Here is a 17,999-nt window from a genome sequence, read left to right on the forward strand (position 1 = left end):
TCGGGCTTGGCGCACGAAATTTGCTTATCGACAAGATCAATGTGTGCTGACATTGGTTTGCGAAGAAGTTACATCTTCGACAAGTTTTTCATCATCGTCGACATGGTTCGTCAATGCCGTTGACAACACGTCATCAATCCACTTCACCGAGCGAATGTCCAATGCATTCTTGATATTCTCGGGCACCTCTTTCAGGTCCCGACGATTATCCTCCGGTATGAGTACGATCTTTATACCACCGCGCCGGGCAGCCAGCAATTTCTCCTTTAATCCGCCGATCGGCATGACCTCGCCACGCAGGTTGACCTCGCCTGTCATGGCAACGTCACATCGTACCGGGCGCCCGGTGTAGGCGGAGACCATGGCGGTCACCATGCCGATACCGGCACTGGGGCCATCCTTGGGCGTCGCTCCCTCGGGGACGTGGATGTGCAGGTCCTCTTTCTCGAAACGCTCCGGATCGATACCGAACTGGCTGGCCCTGGCTCGGACCACGGTGTGCGCCGCGCTGACCGACTCCTTCATGACGTCGCCCAGCGAACCGGTCTTGTTGACGCGACCCTTGCCCGGCGTGACCACGGACTCGATGTACAGCAGCTCGCCACCGACCGAAGTCCACGCCAGGCCGGTGACCCGCCCGATCTGATGCTCCTGATCGGCCAGACCATAGCTGTATCGACGCACGCCAGCGTAACGCTCGATATCGTCCGCCGACAGCACCAGCCCCGCCTGAGCCCCCTGCCCCTTGCCGGCCTCGAGGCGCTCACGCAGAACCTTGCGGCTGACCTTGGCTATCTGACGCTCGAGTTCGCGCACCCCGGCCTCGCGGGAGTAATAGCGCACCAGCTCGAGGATAGACTCATCACTGAACGTCAGCTCTTCCTCCTTGAGGCCGTTGGCCTTGAGCTGCTTCGGAACCAGGTAACGCTTGGCGATGGCCAGCTTCTCGTCCTCGGTATAGCCCGGCAGCCGAATCACTTCCATGCGGTCGAGCAACGGCCCGGGGATGTTCATCGAATTGGCGGTACAGATGAACATTACGTCCGACAGGTCGTAGTCGAGTTCGAGATAGTGATCGCTGAACTTGTCGTTCTGCTCGGGATCGAGGACTTCGAGCAGTGCCGAGGAGGGATCTCCTCGGTGATCCATGCCGATCTTGTCGACCTCGTCGAGCAGAAACAGCGGGTTTCGCACCCCTGCCTTGCTCATCCGCTGTATCAGCTTGCCCGGTAGCGAGCCGATGTAGGTCCGGCGGTGGCCGCGAATCTCGGATTCGTCACGCACGCCGCCAAGGGCCAGTCGGACGTAACGCCGGTTGGTGGCGCGCGCGATGGACTGTCCCAGCGAGGTCTTGCCTACGCCAGGCGGCCCGACCAGACAGAGCACCGGCCCCTTGAGCTTCTTGACCCGCTTCTGCACGGCGAGATATTCCAGAATTCGCTCTTTGACCTCTTCCAGTCCATGGTGATCTTCGTCCAAGACTTTGACCGCGTGAGCCAGGTCGTGCTTGACGCGTGTGCGTTTCTTCCAGGGCACGGACAGCACCCAGTCCAGATAGGAGCGCACGACGGTCGCCTCCGCCGACGTCGGCGACATCATCTTGAGCTTGCCGAGTTCCTGCGTGGCCTTGTCGACGGCCTCCTGCGGCATGCCGGCTTCCTGGATGCGCTGCTCGTACTTCTCCGCTTCGTTGGGAACGTTCTCGAGCTCGCCCATCTCTTTCTGGATGGCCTTCATCTGCTCGTTGAGATAGTACTCGCGCTGGGATTTCTCCATCTGGTCCTTGACCCGCGAGCGGATGCGCTTCTCGACCTGGAGCAGATCGATCTCCGACTCGATCAGCGCCATCAGGTGTTCGACCCGATCACGCACGCGATCCATTTCGAGCAGTTCCTGCTTGTCGTCGATCTTCAACGACAGATGCGCGCAGATGGTGTCGACCAGCCGGCTGGGATCCTCGATCTCCTGCAGCGAGGACAGGACTTCGCTCGGCACTTTCTTGGACAGCTTGACGTACTGCTCGAACTGATTGAGCAGTACGCGAACCAGCGACTCCTGCTCGCGTTCGCTCAGCGGTTCACTGTCCCGCGCAACCGCCTGTGCGCTGATGAAGCCATCCTCATCCTCCAGGATCTCCTGGATATCGGCTCGAAAACTGCCTTCGATGAGAACCTTGACGGTACCATCGGGCAGCTTCAGCAACTGCATGATGTCGGCGACCGTGCCGATCCCGAACAGATCCTCGACGCCGGGATCGTCGTGGGCGGCCTCGCGCTGCGCGACGAGCAAAACGCGCTTGTCGTGCTCCATCGCCGTCTCCAGCGCGCGGATGGACTTTTCACGCCCCACGAACAATGGGATGACCATCTGCGGATAGACCACCACGTCACGCAGCGGCAAGAGCGGAAGCTTGAGTGTCTGGTCAGAGCTCTGCGCCATTACAGCATTTCCTCGACAAACTTTCGGATGGGTGAGCCACCAGAGCGGCAATAGGGAAGATACGTGGGGGCACCACCGCTCGGATGCAAGAGTGATCGACGCGGCGATAGCCATAAAAGCGAGGGGGCCTGTCAGGCCCCCTCGTCTAGGCAGGTAACAGCGCGGGTTCGATCACCCGTCCTTGTTGGCGACGCGGCTCTCTTCCTGCTTCGAGTAGATCAGCAACGGCTCGCTGTCGCCGGAAATGACGGAACCGTCGATCACGACCTTGGTCACGCCATCGAGTGACGGCACGTCGTACATGGTCTCCAGCAGCACCGACTCGAGGATCGAGCGCAGACCGCGCGCGCCCGTCTTGCGCTCCATGGCCTTATGGGCCACCGCTCGCAACGCATCCTCTCGAAAGTCCAGCTCGACACCTTCCATTTCGAACAGGTGGGCGTACTGCTTGACCAACGAGTTCTTGGGCTCGATCAGGATCTGGACCAGCGCGTCCTCGGTCAGCTCCGTCAACGTCGCGATGACCGGCAGGCGCCCGACGAACTCGGGGATCAAGCCGAACTTGACGAGATCTTCCGGTTCGACGTCGGCGAGAATATCGCCAACCCCCTTGTTGCTTTCCTTGCTCTTGACGGAGGCGTTGAAGCCGATCCCGCCCTTCTCGGCGCGGTCGCGGATCACCTTGTCCAGGCCGGCGAAGGCACCGCCGACGATGAACAGGATATTGCCAGTGTCGACCTGCAGAAACTCCTGCTGGGGATGCTTACGCCCCCCTTGCGGCGGCACGGAGGCCGTCGTGCCCTCGATCAGCTTGAGCAAGGCCTGCTGGACGCCTTCGCCGGAGACGTCGCGAGTGATCGACGGGTTATCCGACTTGCGGGAGATCTTGTCGATCTCGTCGATGTAGACGATACCGCGCTGAGCCTTCTCGACGTCGTAGTCGCACTTCTGCAACAGCTTCTGGATGATGTTCTCGACATCCTCACCGACATAGCCGGCTTCCGTCAGCGTGGTGGCGTCCGCAATCGTGAACGGCACGTTGAGCAGGCGCGCCAGCGTCTCCGCCAGCAGCGTCTTGCCGCTACCGGTCGGGCCGATCAGCAGGATATTGGACTTGCCCAGCTCGATGCTGTCGCTCTTGCCACCACTACTGCGCAGGCGCTTGTAATGGTTGTAGACAGCCACCGACAGCACCATCTTGGCGCGATCCTGGCCAATCACATAGTCGTCGAGCGTGTTGCGGATCTCTCGAGGTACGGGAAGACGGTCTTCATCGCTCTCGGCGTCGGCTTCCAGAACCTCTTCGCGAATGATGTCGTTGCAGAGATCGACACACTCGTCACAGATATAGACGGACGGCCCGGCGATTAGCTTGCGAACCTCGTTCTGGTTCTTGCCGCAGAACGAGCAGTAGAGCAGCTTGCCGTTGTCGTCTTTGCCTTTACCGTCGGCCATTCGTGTACCTCGTCAGGACGGCGACGCAGCGCGCCGCCGTGTGAAACCTTGACTCAAACGCTATCAGGATACCGGACGCTTATCCAGCATGGCGTCGATCAGGCCATATTCAACGGCCTGTTCGCCATCCATGAAGTTGTCCCGATCGGTGTCCTGAGCAATCTTGTCGATATCCTGCCCGGTGTGCTCGGCCAGAATGCGGTTCAGCTTCTGGCGAATGGTCAGGATTTCCCGGGTGTGGATCTCGATATCCGCAGCCTGGCCCTGATATCCCCCAAGCGGCTGGTGAATCATCATCCGCGAATGCGGCAGACAGAAGCGCTTGGATTTCGCACCGCCGGCAAGCAGCAGCGCACCCATGCTCGCCGCCTGGCCGATACAGACCGTGGAGACGTCGGGCTTGATGAACTGCATGGTGTCGTAGATGGACATGCCTGCGGTCACCGAGCCGCCCGGCGAGTTGATATAGAGGTGGATGTCCTTGTCCGGATTCTCGGACTCCAGGAACAGCAGTTGCGCCACGACCAGGTTGGCCATGTAGTCCTCGACCTGGCCAACCAGGAAGATGACACGCTCTTTGAGCAGACGAGAATAGATATCGTATGACCGCTCGCCGCGCGCACTCTGCTCCACCACCATCGGGACCAGGCCACCGGCATTACTGATGTCGAACTCGTTACGCATCGCGATTTCCTTACATCTGGTGATTGTCAGGCCCATCGACTAGCGACCCGGCCGGAACCGGGTCGTCTCGCTTACCAAGCACCCGTCATGCTTTGGAATCGCTTTCCTCGGCTTCGTCCTCTTCGGCCGCTTCCTCGGACTGCTGGGCGGCCTGCAGCACTTGCTCGTAGCTCATGCTGACGTCGTTAACCTGAGCCTGCTCGAGAAGCTTGTCAACGGCCTTGTCTTCCAGCACGGCCGATTTGACCTGGCCCTTGAGCTCATCGTTCTGCATGTACTGGTCGACGACCTGCTCCGGCTGCTGGTACTGGGTTGCCAGCTCCTCGGCACGGGCGCGGATTTCGTCATCGCTGGCATCGAGCTCGTGCTGCTTGATGACTTCCGCCAGCAGCAGGCCGATCTTGACGCGGGTGCGAGCCTGCTCGGCGAACAGCTCGTTCGGCAACTGGCTGACGTCGAAGTCTTCACCGAGGCCGAACTGCTGGGCGGCTTGACGCTTGAGCCCGTCGGTCTCCTGCTGGATCAGCGACTGCGGGACCGTGACGTCGTTGGCTTTCTGCAGCGCATCGAGAGCCTGCTGCTTGACCCGGTTACGGGCCGCCTGGCGGACTTCGCGCTCCATGTTGCCCTTGACCTCGGCCCGGAACTTGTCGGCATCGCCGTCTTCCACGCCGAACTCCTTGATGAAGTCGGCATCGACTTCCGGCAGCGCCTTGGCAGAGACTTCATGAACCTTGACCTTGAAGGTCGCCTCCTGACCCGCCAGGTGCTCGGCCTGGTAGTCCTCGGGGAAGGTCACGTTGATGCTCTTCTCGTCACCGGCCTTGGCGCCGACCAACTGCTCTTCGAAGCCCGGAATGAAGCGATTGGACCCCAGCTCGAGCTCGTGCCCTTCGGCGGAACCGCCCTCGAACGGCTCATCGCCGAGGAAGCCCTGGAAGTCGATCTTGACCTTGTCACCCTCTTCCGCTGCGCGTTCGACCGGCTGGAACTCGGCCCGCTGTCCGCGCAGGGTCTCGATCATCGTGTCGATATCGGCATCGGCGATCTCCGCCTGCGGGCGCTCGATGGGGGTGCCATCGATGCCGCTGAGCTCGATTTCCGGATAGACTTCGAGCGTGGCGACGAACTCCAGATCCTTGCCCGTCTGATCGACCTTCGGCTCGATCGAGGGGTAGCCGGCCGGGTTCAGGCTCTGCTCGGTGATTGCCCGCACGTAGTGCTGACGCATCAGCTCACTGACGACTTCATTGCGGACATCCTTGCCGTAACGCTGGCGCACGACCGCCATCGGGATCTTCCCTTGACGAAAGCCATTCAGACGAACGCGCTTGGCGGTGTCTTGCAGGCGAGTCGCAACCGCTTCATCGACCTCGGCTGCGGGAACCTGAACAGTGATGCGACGTTCGATCTGGGATGTCGTCTCAACGGAAACTTGCATAGATGATCCTCTACCGACGGGGGCGTTCTGTGAATGCAACTCAAAGACTGTGACTTCAAAACTGTCATTTCAAAGCAAGGGGGCGATTTTAAGAACCCCCATGCCTACTGGCAAGCTGACTAGCGCGGTAAATGGTACCGATCGGGGCAAAATACAAGCCTGATGCGGCAAAAATCGACTTTAGGAGGATTCTCGATGCACTCGAGCCATCGATCGACGACGCCTGGCCGCATAGTGAAGCCGACAGCCGGAGAGAAAAGCCATGAGAGGAAATAGACTAACGAAGGGAAGAAATGGGGTGGATGATGGGGATCGAACCCACGACCACCGGAGCCACAATCCGGGGCTCTACCACTGAGCTACACCCACCATTTCTAGAAGCTTGGTCGGTAATGGGGTGGATGATGGGGATCGAACCCACGACCACCGGAGCCACAATCCGGGGCTCTACCACTGAGCTACACCCACCATACCGACTCTGCATCGACCGGGAACGCGTCACGCCGTGTTGAGTGGCGCGCCCAGCAGGACTCGAACCTGCAACCTACGGCTTAGAAGGCCGTTGCTCTATCCGGTTGAGCTATAGGCGCATTCCAATACCGGCTGCATTTCCATCGACACGCGAAGACGACAGCTTTGGTCGGGGTAGAGGGATTTGAACCCCCGACATCCTGCTCCCAAAGCAGGCGCGCTACCAGACTGCGCTATACCCCGATGCCGCGTTTTTCGTGGCCGATGACTCTACGAGCCCTTCGATGCGCTGCGTATTCTACGGATCCTTTCAGCGGGGTCAAGCCTTTACGTGCACTCAGGCTCGATTCGTCAGGCAGCGAGGAAGTCACCGTCGGACCCGAATCCCACTTCCCCGTCACCGTGCGTTGACTGCATCGCTGGGCGTGCGAAAATTGCCCACCTCCTCCGGCGACCCGCCGGCCTTCAGGACTCAGAAAGGAAAGTCGATGACCGCTCAGTTGATCGATGGCAAAGCCATTGCCGGCGCAATTCGCAGTCAGGTAAAAGCCGACGTGGAACATCGTACCCAACAAGGGCTGCGCCGCCCGGGGCTGGCCGTCATTCTGATCGGTCACGACCCGGCATCGGAGGTCTACGTCAGCCACAAGCACCGGGCCTGCGAAAACGCCGGCATCCTCTCCTTCAGCCATCGGCTCGAGACCACCACGACCCAAAAGGAGCTGGAAGCGCTGATCGACCGGCTGAACGCCGACCCGACCGTCGATGGCATTCTGCTGCAACTGCCACTGCCAGCCCATCTCGACGCCAACCCCCTGCTCGAGCGCATTCGTCCGGACAAGGATGTCGACGGGTTCCACCCTTACAACCTCGGGCGCCTGGCACAGCGACTTCCGTTGCTGCGCCCCTGCACCCCCAAGGGCATCATCACCCTGCTGGAGCATAACCGGATCCCGCTGCGAGGACTGGACGCCACCATCGTCGGCGCCTCCAACATCGTCGGTCGGCCCATGGCGCTCGAACTACTGCTCGCCGGCTGCACCACCACGATCTGCCATCGCTTCACCCAAGGACTCGAGGAGAAGGTCAGACAAGCCGACCTGCTGGTGGTCGCCACCGGCAAGCCCGGCCTGATCGATGGCAACTGGATCAAACCGGGGGCGATCGTCATCGACGTGGGCATCAACCGCCAGCAGGATGGCACGCTGATCGGCGACGTCGATTTCGATACCGCCGCCGAACGCGCCAGCTGGATCACGCCGGTACCCGGCGGCGTCGGCCCAATGACCGTCGCCACGCTGCTGCAGAACACCCTGCAGGCCGCCGAACTCCATGATGCACAGTGAATCATCGACCGCTCCCATCAGGACAATGGATCATCCCATGCAGACTCTCGGTATCATCGGCGCCATGGAGCAGGAAGTCGCCCTGCTCGCCTCCCGCCTGGACAACCCCCGCACCGAACATCACCCTGGCGGCATCTTCCATTGCGGCGAGCGTCACGGCCTTCGGATCGTGCTGCTCCAGTCCGGGATCGGCAAGGTCAACGCCACGGTAGGCGCAACCCAACTGATGACCCACTACCGCCCGGACGCCATCATCAATACCGGCTCCGCGGGCGGCTTCGGTGCGGCGATGGAAGTCGGCGACGTGGTCATCTCCAGCGAGGTGCGCCACCATGACGTCGACGTCACGGCATTCGGCTACGAGATGGGCCAGGTCCCCGGGATGCCCGCCGGCTTCAGCGCCGACCCGGGATTGATCGACACTGCCCGTGCCTGCATCGAGACACTCGGGGCCCTGCGCGTCCACGAGGGGTTGATCTGCACCGGCGACAGCTTCATGGCCGACCCGGCGCGCGTCGATGCCGTGCGCGAGCACTTCCCCCAGATGCTGGCCGTGGAGATGGAAGCCGCCGCCATTGCCCAGACGTGCCACCTGTTCGGCTGTCCGTTCGTGGTCATCAGGGCGCTATCGGATATCGCCGGCAAGGAGTCCAGCCTCTCGTTCGACGCCTTCCTGGAACAAGCCGCGACTCACTCCGCCGAAATGGTCGAGGCGATCATCGCCCGCCTGGCCGGCGTCTGAGACCGAGCCGATCGCCATGACGACGAACCCCGCCAATTGGCGGGGTTCGTCGTTTCAGGACAGCGTCGGCTCAGGCCGGCGGCGCTTCGAAACTCCAGCGCGTTCCCTCGCGGGAGTCCTTCAGCACGATACCCAGCGCGGCCAGTTCGTCGCGAATTCGATCGGCTTCGGCGAAATCCCGATGGCTCTTGGCCGTCGCCCGCGCCTCGATTCGGGACTCGATCTCGGCCTCGCTCAGCGGCAGCTCGGCAGCACCAGCCTTGAAGAACTCGGCGGGCGACCGCTCGAGCAAGCCCAGCAGATTCGCCAGCCGCTTGAGCTCCTGGCCGAGCGCGCTGGCGTGAGCCGGCTCGGCATCTCTTAGCCGATTGATCTCCCGCGCCAGGTCGAACAGTACCGACAGGGCTTCAGGCGTATTGAAATCGTCGCTCATCGCCGCCGAGAAGCGCTCGGCATAGATGCCCTTGACGTCGCCGTGAGCCGGCTCGACGCCGTCCAGGGCATGGTAGAAACGCTCGAGCGACTTGCGGGCATCGCTCAGGGACTCCGGCGCATAGTTGATCGGACTGCGATAGTGGCTCGCCACCAGCAGGTAGCGCACCACTTCCGGATCGTGAACTTCCAGCACCTCGCGGATCGTGAAGAAGTTGCCCAGCGACTTGGACATCTTCTCCTGGTTGACCCGTACCGCGCCGGCATGCATCCACACATTGACGTAGGGCTTGCCGGTGGCCGCCTCGCTCTGGGCGATCTCGTTCTCGTGATGCGGGAAGGTCAGATCCGGCCCGCCGCCATGGATATCGAAGGTCTCGCCCAGGCAGCAGGTCGACATCGCCGAGCACTCGATATGCCAGCCTGGCCGACCTTCGCCCCAGGGCGAAGACCAGCTGGCCTCGCCCGGCTTGGCCGCCTTCCAGAGCACGAAGTCGAGCGGATCCTCCTTGTGTTCGTCGACGTCGACCCGGGCACCCGCGCGCATGTCGTCGAGATTGCGGTTGTTGAGCTTGCCATAGTCGGCAAAGCGGCGAACACGGTAGTAGACGTCGCCGTTGGCGGCCGCGTAGGCATAGCCGCCTTCGATCAGGCGCTCGATCATCGCCACGATCTCCGGGATATGTCCGGTGGCGCGAGGCTCCGCATCCGGCCGCAGAACTCCCAGCCGCGCCTCGTCCTCGTGCATGGCCGCGATCATGCGCTCGGTCAGCGCCGAAATCGACTCGCCGTTCTCCTCCGCGCGCCGGAGAATCTTGTCGTCGATGTCGGTGATGTTGCGAACGTAGGTCACGTCCAGGCCGGTCTGGCGCAGCCAGCGCGTGATCACGTCGAACGCCACCATGACCCGGGCATGACCCAGGTGGCAGTAGTCGTAGACCGTCATCCCGCAGACGTACATCCGCACCTTGCCGGGCTCGATGGGATCGAGTTTCGCCTTGCGGCGCGTCAGCGTGTTGTAGATCTCCAGCCCGCTCATGTTCTCGTTCCTTCAGCCCTGCTTCTTCTGAATCTTGGCCCAGCTGTCCTTGAGCCCCACGGTGCGATTGAATACCAGCTTGCCATCGCGACAGGCGTGACGATCGGCGCAGAAGTAACCGACCCGCTCGAACTGGTAGCGCGCTTCCGGTTCGGCATTCGCCAGCGAGGGCTCGGCGATGCCCTGCACCGTGACCAGCGACTCCGGGTTCAGGTGATCGAGGAAATCGGCATCCTTGTCCCGATCCGGCGCCTCGTCGAGGAACAGGTTGTCGTAGAGCCTGACCTCCACCGGTACGCCATGCTCGGCGCTGACCCAGTGGATGACGCCCTTGACCTTGCGCCCTTCCGGATTCTTGCCCAGGGTCTCGAAGTCGACACTGCAGTGGAGCGCGACGATCTCGCCCTCGTCGTTCTTGATCACCTCGTCACAACGAATGACGTAGCCATTGCGCAGGCGAACCTCCTTCCCTGGTGCCAGACGGAAGAACTTCTTCGGCGGTTCCTCCATGAAGTCTTCGCGATCGATCCAGATCTCGCGGGTCAGCGGCAGCTGGCGGGTACCCATGTCCTCCCGCGCCGGGTGCCCCGGCACCTCGAACACCTCGCCGTGGTCCGCGGGAAGGTTGGTCAGCACCACCTTGAGCGGATCGAGCACGCACATCGCCCGCGGCGCGTTGTCCTCGAGATCCGAGCGGATGGCGAAATGGAGCATCGCGATATCGACCACGTTGGCGGCTCGGCTGACCCCGGTCATGTCGCAGAACTTGCGCAGCGACGCCGGCGTGTAACCGCGACGGCGAAGTCCGGAGATCGTCGGCATGCGCGGGTCGTCCCAGCCATCGACCACGTCCCGGTCGACCAGCAGCTTGAGCTTGCGCTTGGAGGTGACCGTGTAATTGACGTTCATCCGCGCGAACTCGGTCTGGCGCGGCCTGGAGGGGACCGGCAACTGCGCCAGGAACCACTCGTAGAGCGGGCGGTGATCCTCGAACTCCAGCGTGCACAGCGAGTGAGTGATGCCTTCGATGGCATCGGACTGGCCATGGGCGAAATCGTAGGAAGGGTAGATCTTCCAGGCATCGCCGGTCTGGTGGTGTGTTGCATGACGGATGCGGTAGAGGATCGGGTCGCGCAGGTTGATATTCGGCGCGGCCATGTCGATCCTGGCCCGCAGCACCTTGCTGCCCTCGGCGAACTCGCCCAGCCGCATGCGCTCCAGCAGATCCAGATTTTCCTCGACACCGCGCTCCCGATAGGGGCTCGGTCGGCCCGGCTCGGTCAGCGTTCCCCGGTATTCGCGAATCTCCTCCGGGGAGAGGTCGTCGACGTAGGCCTTGCCCTCACGGACCAGATGCTGTGCCCAGGCATAGAGCTGGTCGAAGTAGTCGGACGCGAAGCGCACCGAGCCGCTCCATTCGTAGCCGAGCCAGCGGATGTCTTCCTGGATCGCGTCGATGTAGGCCTGCTCTTCCTTGGCCGGGTTGGTATCGTCGAAGCGAAGATGGCAGCGCCCACCGAACTGCTCCGCCAGGCCAAAGTTGACCCAGATCGACTTGGCATGGCCGATATGCAGGAACCCATTCGGCTCCGGCGGAAAGCGGGTCACGATCGTCGTCGCCTGCCCCGACTCGAGCTCGTCGCGAATCTGGTTACGCAGGAAATTCGGCGCCCCTTGCTGGGTCTCGGCACCGGGCTGGGCTTCGGAACGATCGTTGGGACTTTCGGCGCTCGTGTTGCTTTCGACGCTCATGGAATGCAGGCAACCTCTATGATTCGGATGATCGGCCGACGATGCGGCCCTGATGACCGCAGGTTAACACGCGCGGACAGCGGTTTCTCCCGGCGACCCAAAGCCGCTATTATAGCGCGACGCCCGCGGCCGGCGCCAAGCCGCCTGCCGTCTCACGACAGCCAGAATCAGCCAGGATTTCAGATGATCGTTTTGCACACCAATCACGGCGCCATCAAGCTCGAACTCGATTTCGAGAAGGCCCCGAAAACCGCCGCCAATTTCGAGCAGTACGTTCGCGACGGCCATTACGACGGCACCCTCTTTCACCGCGTGATTGATGGGTTCATGGTTCAGGGCGGCGGCTTCGACACCGACTTCGAGCAGAAGCCGACGCGCACGACGATCGAGAACGAAGCCGACAATGGCCTCACCAACCAGAAAGGCACCGTCGCCATGGCGCGCACCCAGGACCCCCACTCCGCCAGCGCCCAGTTCTTCGTCAACGTCTCCGACAACGACTTCCTCAACCACCGCGACAAGAGCGTGCAGGGCTGGGGCTACTGCGTATTCGGGCGCGTGGTCGACGGCATGGAGGTAGTCGACCAGATCCGCCAGGTGGCAACCGGACGGCGTGGCATGCACAGCGATGTCCCCGTCGAGGATGTCATCATCGAACGTGCCGAAGTCACGGATTGACCTTCCCCCTCACGGGCCGACCACCGACAGGAACCACTCCCCGCATGCAACTGCTGATCGCCGATCTCCATCTTCAACCCTCGCAGCCGGACATCGCCAAGGGTTTCATCGACTACTTGCGCGGGCCGGTCCGACAGGCCTCGTCGCTGACCATTCTGGGCGACCTGTTCGAGGCCTGGATCGGCGACGACTACCGGGGCGAGTTCGAGCAGCGGATCATCGCCGAGTTGAAGGCCTGCGCCGAAGCCGGTACCCGGCTGGCTTTCATGCACGGCAACCGGGACTTTCTGATCGGCGAGGCGTTTGCCGCCGATAGCGGCTGCGCCCTGCTCGACGACCCCACGGTGATGGAACTGGGCGGACAGCGGGTCCTGCTGATGCACGGCGACAGCCTGTGTACTCGCGACGAGGCTTACATGGCTTTCCGACGCCAGGCTCGCGACCCCGCCTGGCAGGCGCAGATCCTGGCGATGCCGGTGGATGAGCGCATGGCGCTGGCCAGGAAACTTCGGGAACAGTCCGGCGAAGCCAACACCAACAAGGCCGAGGACATCATGGATGTCACCCCCGAAGCCGTCGTCGAGACGATGCAGGCCCATGACGTGAGCGTCATGATCCATGGTCACACTCACCGACCGGCCGTGCACGAACTGAACGTCGGTGGGGAGCCGGCGAAGCGTTACGTGATCGGCGACTGGCGCCCCGGCAAGGGTTGGCAGCTGAGAGTGGACGACGACGGCCTGACACTGGCGTCGTTCCCGATCTGATCGTGCCCGGTGAGTCACCGAGGGGCTTACCCCTTGCCGGTGACTCACCGACCTCCCCGCACCAAGCCTAGAGCTGGAAGTCGGCCGGATGGGACGAAGCGGCGCTGACATTGTCCAGCAGCGTTCGCCAGCGAGTCAGAACCGGCGCATCGGACAGCGCCACCTCCCCCAGCCGATAACGCAGCGCCCGCTGCTTTTCCCGGTCGCCGGGATCGACCAGGGAGAGCCACATCTCGAGGCTTTTCAACTCCATGTGGGGGCTGCCGGCTTCGACGGCCCAGCTTCTCGACGCTTCGATGAGGGACGCCACGCTCGCCATGTCGTCGCCCCGGCGATGCTTGACCCGGGCCATCTGCAAGCCGATTTGGGGCATCATCAGGGAGCGCCGTGTCAGCGCATGCTCGAGACAGGGCTCGAGATACGCCGCGGCGCGCCCCACATCGTTGAGCGCCAGGCAGGCGTCGCCGTACCACAGGAACGGTCGCTGCCAGGGCTCCCTGCCCGTCAACTCGCTCAACCGGGCCACGCTGGACTCGATTCTCTGCAGGCCCCGCGCCTCTCCGGCCAGCGACTGACTCCACCCCAGCACGCACTCCGCCTCCCAGTGCCAGCGCTGGAGATCCGCGGTACGCGTCATCTCGTGGGCGCGACGGCCACGTTCGGTCGCCAGATGGATATGTCCCAGTTGCCGGTAGAGGGACGCGGCGAATATCAGCGCCATGGCCAACGACCCCGGATGCCGCACGGACTCCGCCAGGCGAATGGCGGCTTCCATCTGCTGCTCCGCGCGTCGATAGTCACCCCGCAGGCAGAGGGTCCAGCTCTGATAGCAGGCCGCGGCTACCTGCGGATGATCGGAGTAAGGTAACCACTCCAGCACCATGGGCCAACTCAGCGGATCGACCTGATCGAGGTGCTCGTAGGCCAGCGAAATCCGGCCGCTCCAGTATTCGCCATGGGCGCGGGCATAGAGCGCCAGACGCTGGTAGCGCGGATCGTCGATGCGTCGCGCCAGATCGCGCAACTGCAAGGCCAGCGACTCCGCCTCTTGCGTGGCGTGGCGCTGGCTGGCGCCCACCCAGAGCCCCCAGGTCACCAGAAACGCCTGATCGTCGGCTTCATCGTCATCCGGTATCGAACCTTGCCACAGACTCTGCGCCCGGAGAAAACTCTCCTGCGCCGCCGGAGAGCCATGCCCTTCCAGCGCGTAGCAAGCCTGCCCTTTCACCGTCAGCAGACTGATTTCACGCTCGGCGCCACCGCCGGAAGCCACTGTCAGGCTGGCAAGACCGGACTCGGCCATTTTCAACGCCGTGCGGTTGGCGCTGACCTTGAGCGCACTCCTTGCCGCCATTTCGAAGTAGCGTGCGGCCCGGGCCGGATCGCCGCTCCGGCGCAGATGCTCGGCGAAATCCCCGGGATGACGGCTGATCCACGCGGGGTAACTGGATTCGATCAGTTTCACGACCTGCTGATGCAGCACGATCCGCACATCCTGCGGACACGAGAGATAGGCCGCTTCCTGCAGCAGCGGATGGCTGAACTGGAAATCGTAGGGCGGCATGTCGCAGGGCTCGATGATCTCGAGCCTTCGCATCTGCTCCAGTGCCGCCTTGAAGAGATCGTCACCGATCGCCAGACCGGCGCGCAGCATGCCGGCTTCGAACTGACGGCCAAGCGTTGCCGCCATGTGCGCGACATGGCGATACCCCTGCAGTTGGTCGATACGGCTGGCGAGCAACCCCAGCAACCCGCTCGGTAGGCTGTCGGCGTCCAGGCGCCTGCCCTCGCGCCGATCGATCTCGAGCCGGCGGCAGATCTCCTGCAAGTAGAGAGGAACCCCCTCGCACCGCTCGATCAACTGTTCGCGCAGTCGCAGGTTCAGCTTGAGGCGATGGCGGCGGGCCAGGTAGTCCAGCATGTCAGCGGACTGCTCCGCATCGAGGCGCCCCAGCACCACCTGCTGATCCCAGTTCAACCTGACCGAGGGAACCTCCCGGTTCTGATGGGAGGCAACCAGTAACAAGGCCGTGTGAATCGGCAGCCGGGCCTGGAGATTCTGCAGGACTTTCAGTGACGGCTCGTCCAGCCACTGCAGATCGTCGACGATGATCACCAGCGGACGGCGAGAGCGAGTGGTCTCGAGAATCAGTGCCTGGGTCAGTTGGGTGACCAGCTCCACCGCCTCGTCGGCGTCCTCCCTGGCCAGCGACGCCCGCCCGAGCACGTCGACCAGCAGCTGCCGGCGCTCGACGCCGACTCGCTCCATCGCGGGAATCCGGTCGACCAGTCCCCTGATCGCGGCGTCATCCGGCTCCGCTTCGAGATACCACCCCAGCAGCGCCTGGACCAGCCCGTAGGATGTCTGACTCGACAAGCGAGTCGTGGGCCGCCAGAAAACCGCCGCGTCCTCTTGTTGCAGATATTCCCGGAAGTGGATCATCAAGGCGGACTTGCCGATACCCGTGTCGCCCAGTACCAGCAGGCTCTGCCGCAGCCCGAGGGAGACCCGAGCCAGCGCATCGCGCAACTGGCGGAGTTCGGTCTCGCGTCCGGTAAGGCTCGGCGGCAGGGTCTCGCGACAGGAAGACTCCACGCCCAGCACCAGCCCCCGCCGCTGAACCCGACCGTCGCTGCTGATCAGACGGGGAGTCAGGCGGGATTGCAGGTCGAAAGCCGGCGGCAGGTGCTGACTGGCGTTGAGCGAGATGACCAGTTCGCTGCTCTTGGCCGCCACCATCATGGCCAGCGCCACCTGCGTCACGTCGCCGAACGGATCGATCGAGTGCCGCTCCGGAAGCCAGATCACGCGACCGCTATCCAGGCCGGCCGTCAGCGTGAACCGGGGCGGCGCCTCCTCGCCCTGCCACAGATTATCGAGCTCGTGGGTGAGCCCTTGGCGACAATGCTCGAACAGCGCCACTAGTTCGGCCAGCTGATGGGTTGGGCCGTGGGTGCCGAAGCAGGCGAGCCCCACGCCACTCCCTACTGCGGCCTGCCAGAAACCGCCAAGATGGCGACACTGGGTCTCCAGCCACCGGAACAGCTGGTCCTGAGCCTTCAGGCAAGCCAGCGCCCGACCGAGGTCGTTTCCGGCGTCCGCCGGTCGGAGCGCAATCGCCATGACCGTGACCTGGCGATAATCGATATCTTCCGCCGAGTACCCTGGCACCTCCCGCCGCCCCTGGGGCGTGTCGGCGCCGACGCCGTTCGACCAATCGAGGTGTATCTGTCCCGGTTCCGGCCCCTCCGACCAGAATCTCGCCAGTTGCAGAAAGCCGGGCTCGGGCTGCTGGCCGGATAGCGCCAGGTGTTGCAGAAAGGCGTTGAACTGTTCCCGGGCGGCGGCGAACTGCCCGTGCTCGGCAAGCTGTCGCACCAATCGCTCGTGGAAAGGACCAAAGTCCGGGATTCGGTGGATCAGGGTTCGCAGCAGCCCCTCGGGCAGCGCCGAGCACGCCTCCAGCACTCGTTCCGCGTATTCGGTCAAGCGCTGTCGCCACTCGCCCCGGGTGCGTACCAGCCACTGCTGGAAAGCGACGCACTGGCCCAGATGCAGTTCGGACAGCAGGTCGCCGCGATAGTAGTCGAGCAGCCGCTCGAGGACATCGATGGAAGGCGGTTCTCGCAGCAGGCCGTCCACCTCGCGAAGATCCCAGTGAACACTGGGCGGCAGATCGAAGGAGATGGTCTGCCGGGTGACGGTCAGGGACGACTCGGCGAGATCGCCGAGGCTGTGCCGGAGGCAGTGAAGGGCATGGCGAAGGTTCGTCCTCCCCGACTTGACGCCCTGGTCCGGCCATAGCATTTCTGCCAGCGCGGCACGGCTCGCCGGCGCCTCCTGCATCAGCAGGTAGATCAGCAGCGCCTTCACCTTGTCGTAGCTGAAGTGCGTCAGCGCCTGATCACCCTGCCGATACCCGAAATGTCCGAAGAGCGCGATTGTTGTTGTTGCTCGACCTGAATTCATCGTTGTCCATTATCCGATAGAAGAAGCGACCACACGCAGATCATCGCCAAGCCGGTTGACACGCGCCCCTGGTCGACCTGGGCCAGCATGATCGCCGAGGTTGCGACGACTCACGGCGAGGTCGCTCTCGGCACGCCGCTGTGAAAGCGGAACATGGCGTCTTCGCCTTCGATCAACGCTTTTTCGTGAGCGGCGAAGCGAGTCACGCGTTCGGCCACGGCGGCCTTGCCGCCATAGCGTTCGGCGAGCCCGAGGTAATCCTCGAAATGACGCCCTTCCGAACGCACCAGGGAGCGATAGAACTTGGCAAGCGGCTCATCGAGATGAGGAATCAGCCGTGCGAAACGCTCACACGAGCGCGCTTCGATGAACGCGCCCACGATCAGAATATCGATCAATCGATCCGGCTCTTCTCGTGCTACGTGTTCACGCAGCCCCTCCGCGTAGCGCGACGCCTGAATGTGGGAGTAGTCGACTCCCCGCTCCTGCATCAAACCGACCACCTGCTCGAAATGGAGAAGCTCCTCACGCGCCAGCTGAGACATCTTGGTCAGAAGTTCGGGGCGATCGACATACCGGAACATCAGGCTCATCGCGGTAGAGGCGGCCTTCTTTTCACACTGCGCATGGTCGATCAACAACAGCGCCGGGTTTTCCAGTGCGGCGTCGATCCAGCGCCGAGGCGTGGCACAAGGTAGGAATTCGAGCAGCTCGACCGGCAGCAAGCGGTCGATGTCGACATCGATGTCATCGGTCATTCGTTGAGTAGTCATTGACGTTCTT

12 protein-coding genes and 4 tRNA genes are annotated in these 17,999 nt (G+C 62.9%); 4 read left to right on the forward strand and 12 right to left on the reverse strand.

All coding sequences use genetic code 11. The annotated features are described in order from the left end of the window. Positions 1-36: 36 nt before the first annotated feature. From lon to AAGT95_RS17430, 8 genes are all read right to left on the reverse strand, one after another. Positions 37-2,439: an endopeptidase La gene (gene lon / locus AAGT95_RS17395; protein ID WP_342594625.1), complete on the reverse strand. Its 2,403-nt coding sequence runs from the start codon at positions 2,437-2,439 to the stop codon at positions 37-39. 171 nt (positions 2,440-2,610) lie between these two features. Further along, positions 2,611-3,894 (reverse strand): ATP-dependent Clp protease ATP-binding subunit ClpX, encoded by a 1,284-nt coding sequence (clpX, locus tag AAGT95_RS17400; protein ID WP_110716225.1) that lies wholly within the window; start codon positions 3,892-3,894, stop codon positions 2,611-2,613. A 63-nt stretch (positions 3,895-3,957) separates the two neighbouring features. Further along, positions 3,958-4,578, reverse strand: a complete 621-nt coding sequence (gene clpP, locus AAGT95_RS17405) for an ATP-dependent Clp endopeptidase proteolytic subunit ClpP (RefSeq protein WP_110599345.1) — start codon at positions 4,576-4,578, stop codon at positions 3,958-3,960. Between the two features lie 85 nt (positions 4,579-4,663). Beyond that, positions 4,664-6,019, reverse strand: a complete 1,356-nt coding sequence (gene tig, locus AAGT95_RS17410; RefSeq protein ID WP_342594626.1) for a trigger factor — start codon at positions 6,017-6,019, stop codon at positions 4,664-4,666. A gap of 294 nt (positions 6,020-6,313) precedes the next feature. Further along, positions 6,314-6,388: transfer RNA gene (locus AAGT95_RS17415), tRNA-His, on the reverse strand. Between the two features lie 24 nt (positions 6,389-6,412). Next, positions 6,413-6,487 (reverse strand) — tRNA-His (locus tag AAGT95_RS17420). Between the two features lie 45 nt (positions 6,488-6,532). Continuing rightward, a tRNA-Arg gene (locus AAGT95_RS17425) sits at positions 6,533-6,609 on the reverse strand. Positions 6,610-6,656: 47 nt separating this feature from the next. Beyond that, positions 6,657-6,733: transfer RNA gene (locus AAGT95_RS17430), tRNA-Pro, on the reverse strand. Between the two features lie 245 nt (positions 6,734-6,978). Between AAGT95_RS17430 and folD the strand changes: the two genes are divergently transcribed. Both folD and mtnN read left to right on the forward strand, forming a co-directional pair. Then, positions 6,979-7,836: a bifunctional methylenetetrahydrofolate dehydrogenase/methenyltetrahydrofolate cyclohydrolase FolD gene (gene folD, locus AAGT95_RS17435; RefSeq protein ID WP_110599341.1), complete on the forward strand. Its 858-nt coding sequence runs from the start codon at positions 6,979-6,981 to the stop codon at positions 7,834-7,836. 37 nt (positions 7,837-7,873) lie between these two features. Beyond that, positions 7,874-8,578 (forward strand): 5'-methylthioadenosine/S-adenosylhomocysteine nucleosidase, encoded by a 705-nt coding sequence (gene mtnN, locus AAGT95_RS17440; protein ID WP_110599339.1) that lies wholly within the window; start codon positions 7,874-7,876, stop codon positions 8,576-8,578. Positions 8,579-8,648: 70 nt separating this feature from the next. Here the strand turns inward: mtnN and cysS are convergent, their stop codons facing one another. Next, positions 8,649-10,040 carry a cysteine--tRNA ligase gene (gene cysS, locus AAGT95_RS17445; RefSeq protein ID WP_342596544.1) on the reverse strand — a complete coding sequence of 464 codons (1,392 nt, stop codon included), beginning with the start codon at positions 10,038-10,040 and terminating at the stop codon, positions 8,649-8,651. A gap of 21 nt (positions 10,041-10,061) precedes the next feature. Continuing rightward, a complete protein-coding gene (locus tag AAGT95_RS17450; protein ID WP_342594627.1) occupies positions 10,062-11,801 on the reverse strand; it encodes a glutamine--tRNA ligase/YqeY domain fusion protein in 1,740 nt (579 codons plus the stop codon). A 183-nt stretch (positions 11,802-11,984) separates the two neighbouring features. Here AAGT95_RS17450 and AAGT95_RS17455 point away from each other — a divergent pair, with 183 nt between their 5' ends. Together AAGT95_RS17455 and AAGT95_RS17460 are read left to right on the forward strand one after the other, a co-directional pair. Beyond that, on the forward strand, positions 11,985-12,479 hold the full coding sequence (locus tag AAGT95_RS17455) for a peptidylprolyl isomerase (RefSeq protein WP_110599333.1): 495 nt from the start codon (positions 11,985-11,987) through the stop codon (positions 12,477-12,479). Between the two features lie 44 nt (positions 12,480-12,523). Beyond that, a complete protein-coding gene (locus tag AAGT95_RS17460) occupies positions 12,524-13,246 on the forward strand; it encodes a UDP-2,3-diacylglucosamine diphosphatase (protein ID WP_342594628.1) in 723 nt (240 codons plus the stop codon). A 67-nt stretch (positions 13,247-13,313) separates the two neighbouring features. On the opposite strand, the gene AAGT95_RS17465 is transcribed toward AAGT95_RS17460, so the two are convergent. After that, a complete protein-coding gene (locus AAGT95_RS17465) occupies positions 13,314-17,216 on the reverse strand; it encodes an AAA family ATPase (protein ID WP_342594629.1) in 3,903 nt (1,300 codons plus the stop codon). A gap of 110 nt (positions 17,217-17,326) precedes the next feature. Continuing rightward, the gene (locus AAGT95_RS17470) at positions 17,327-17,989 is read right to left on the reverse strand and encodes a tRNA-(ms[2]io[6]A)-hydroxylase (RefSeq protein WP_342594630.1); all 663 of its coding nucleotides are present in this window, start codon (positions 17,987-17,989) and stop codon (positions 17,327-17,329) included. Positions 17,990-17,999 lie beyond the last annotated feature (10 nt).

This window comes from Salinicola lusitanus (assembly GCF_038648475.1).
GTDB lineage: Bacteria > Pseudomonadota > Gammaproteobacteria > Pseudomonadales > Halomonadaceae > Salinicola > Salinicola lusitanus.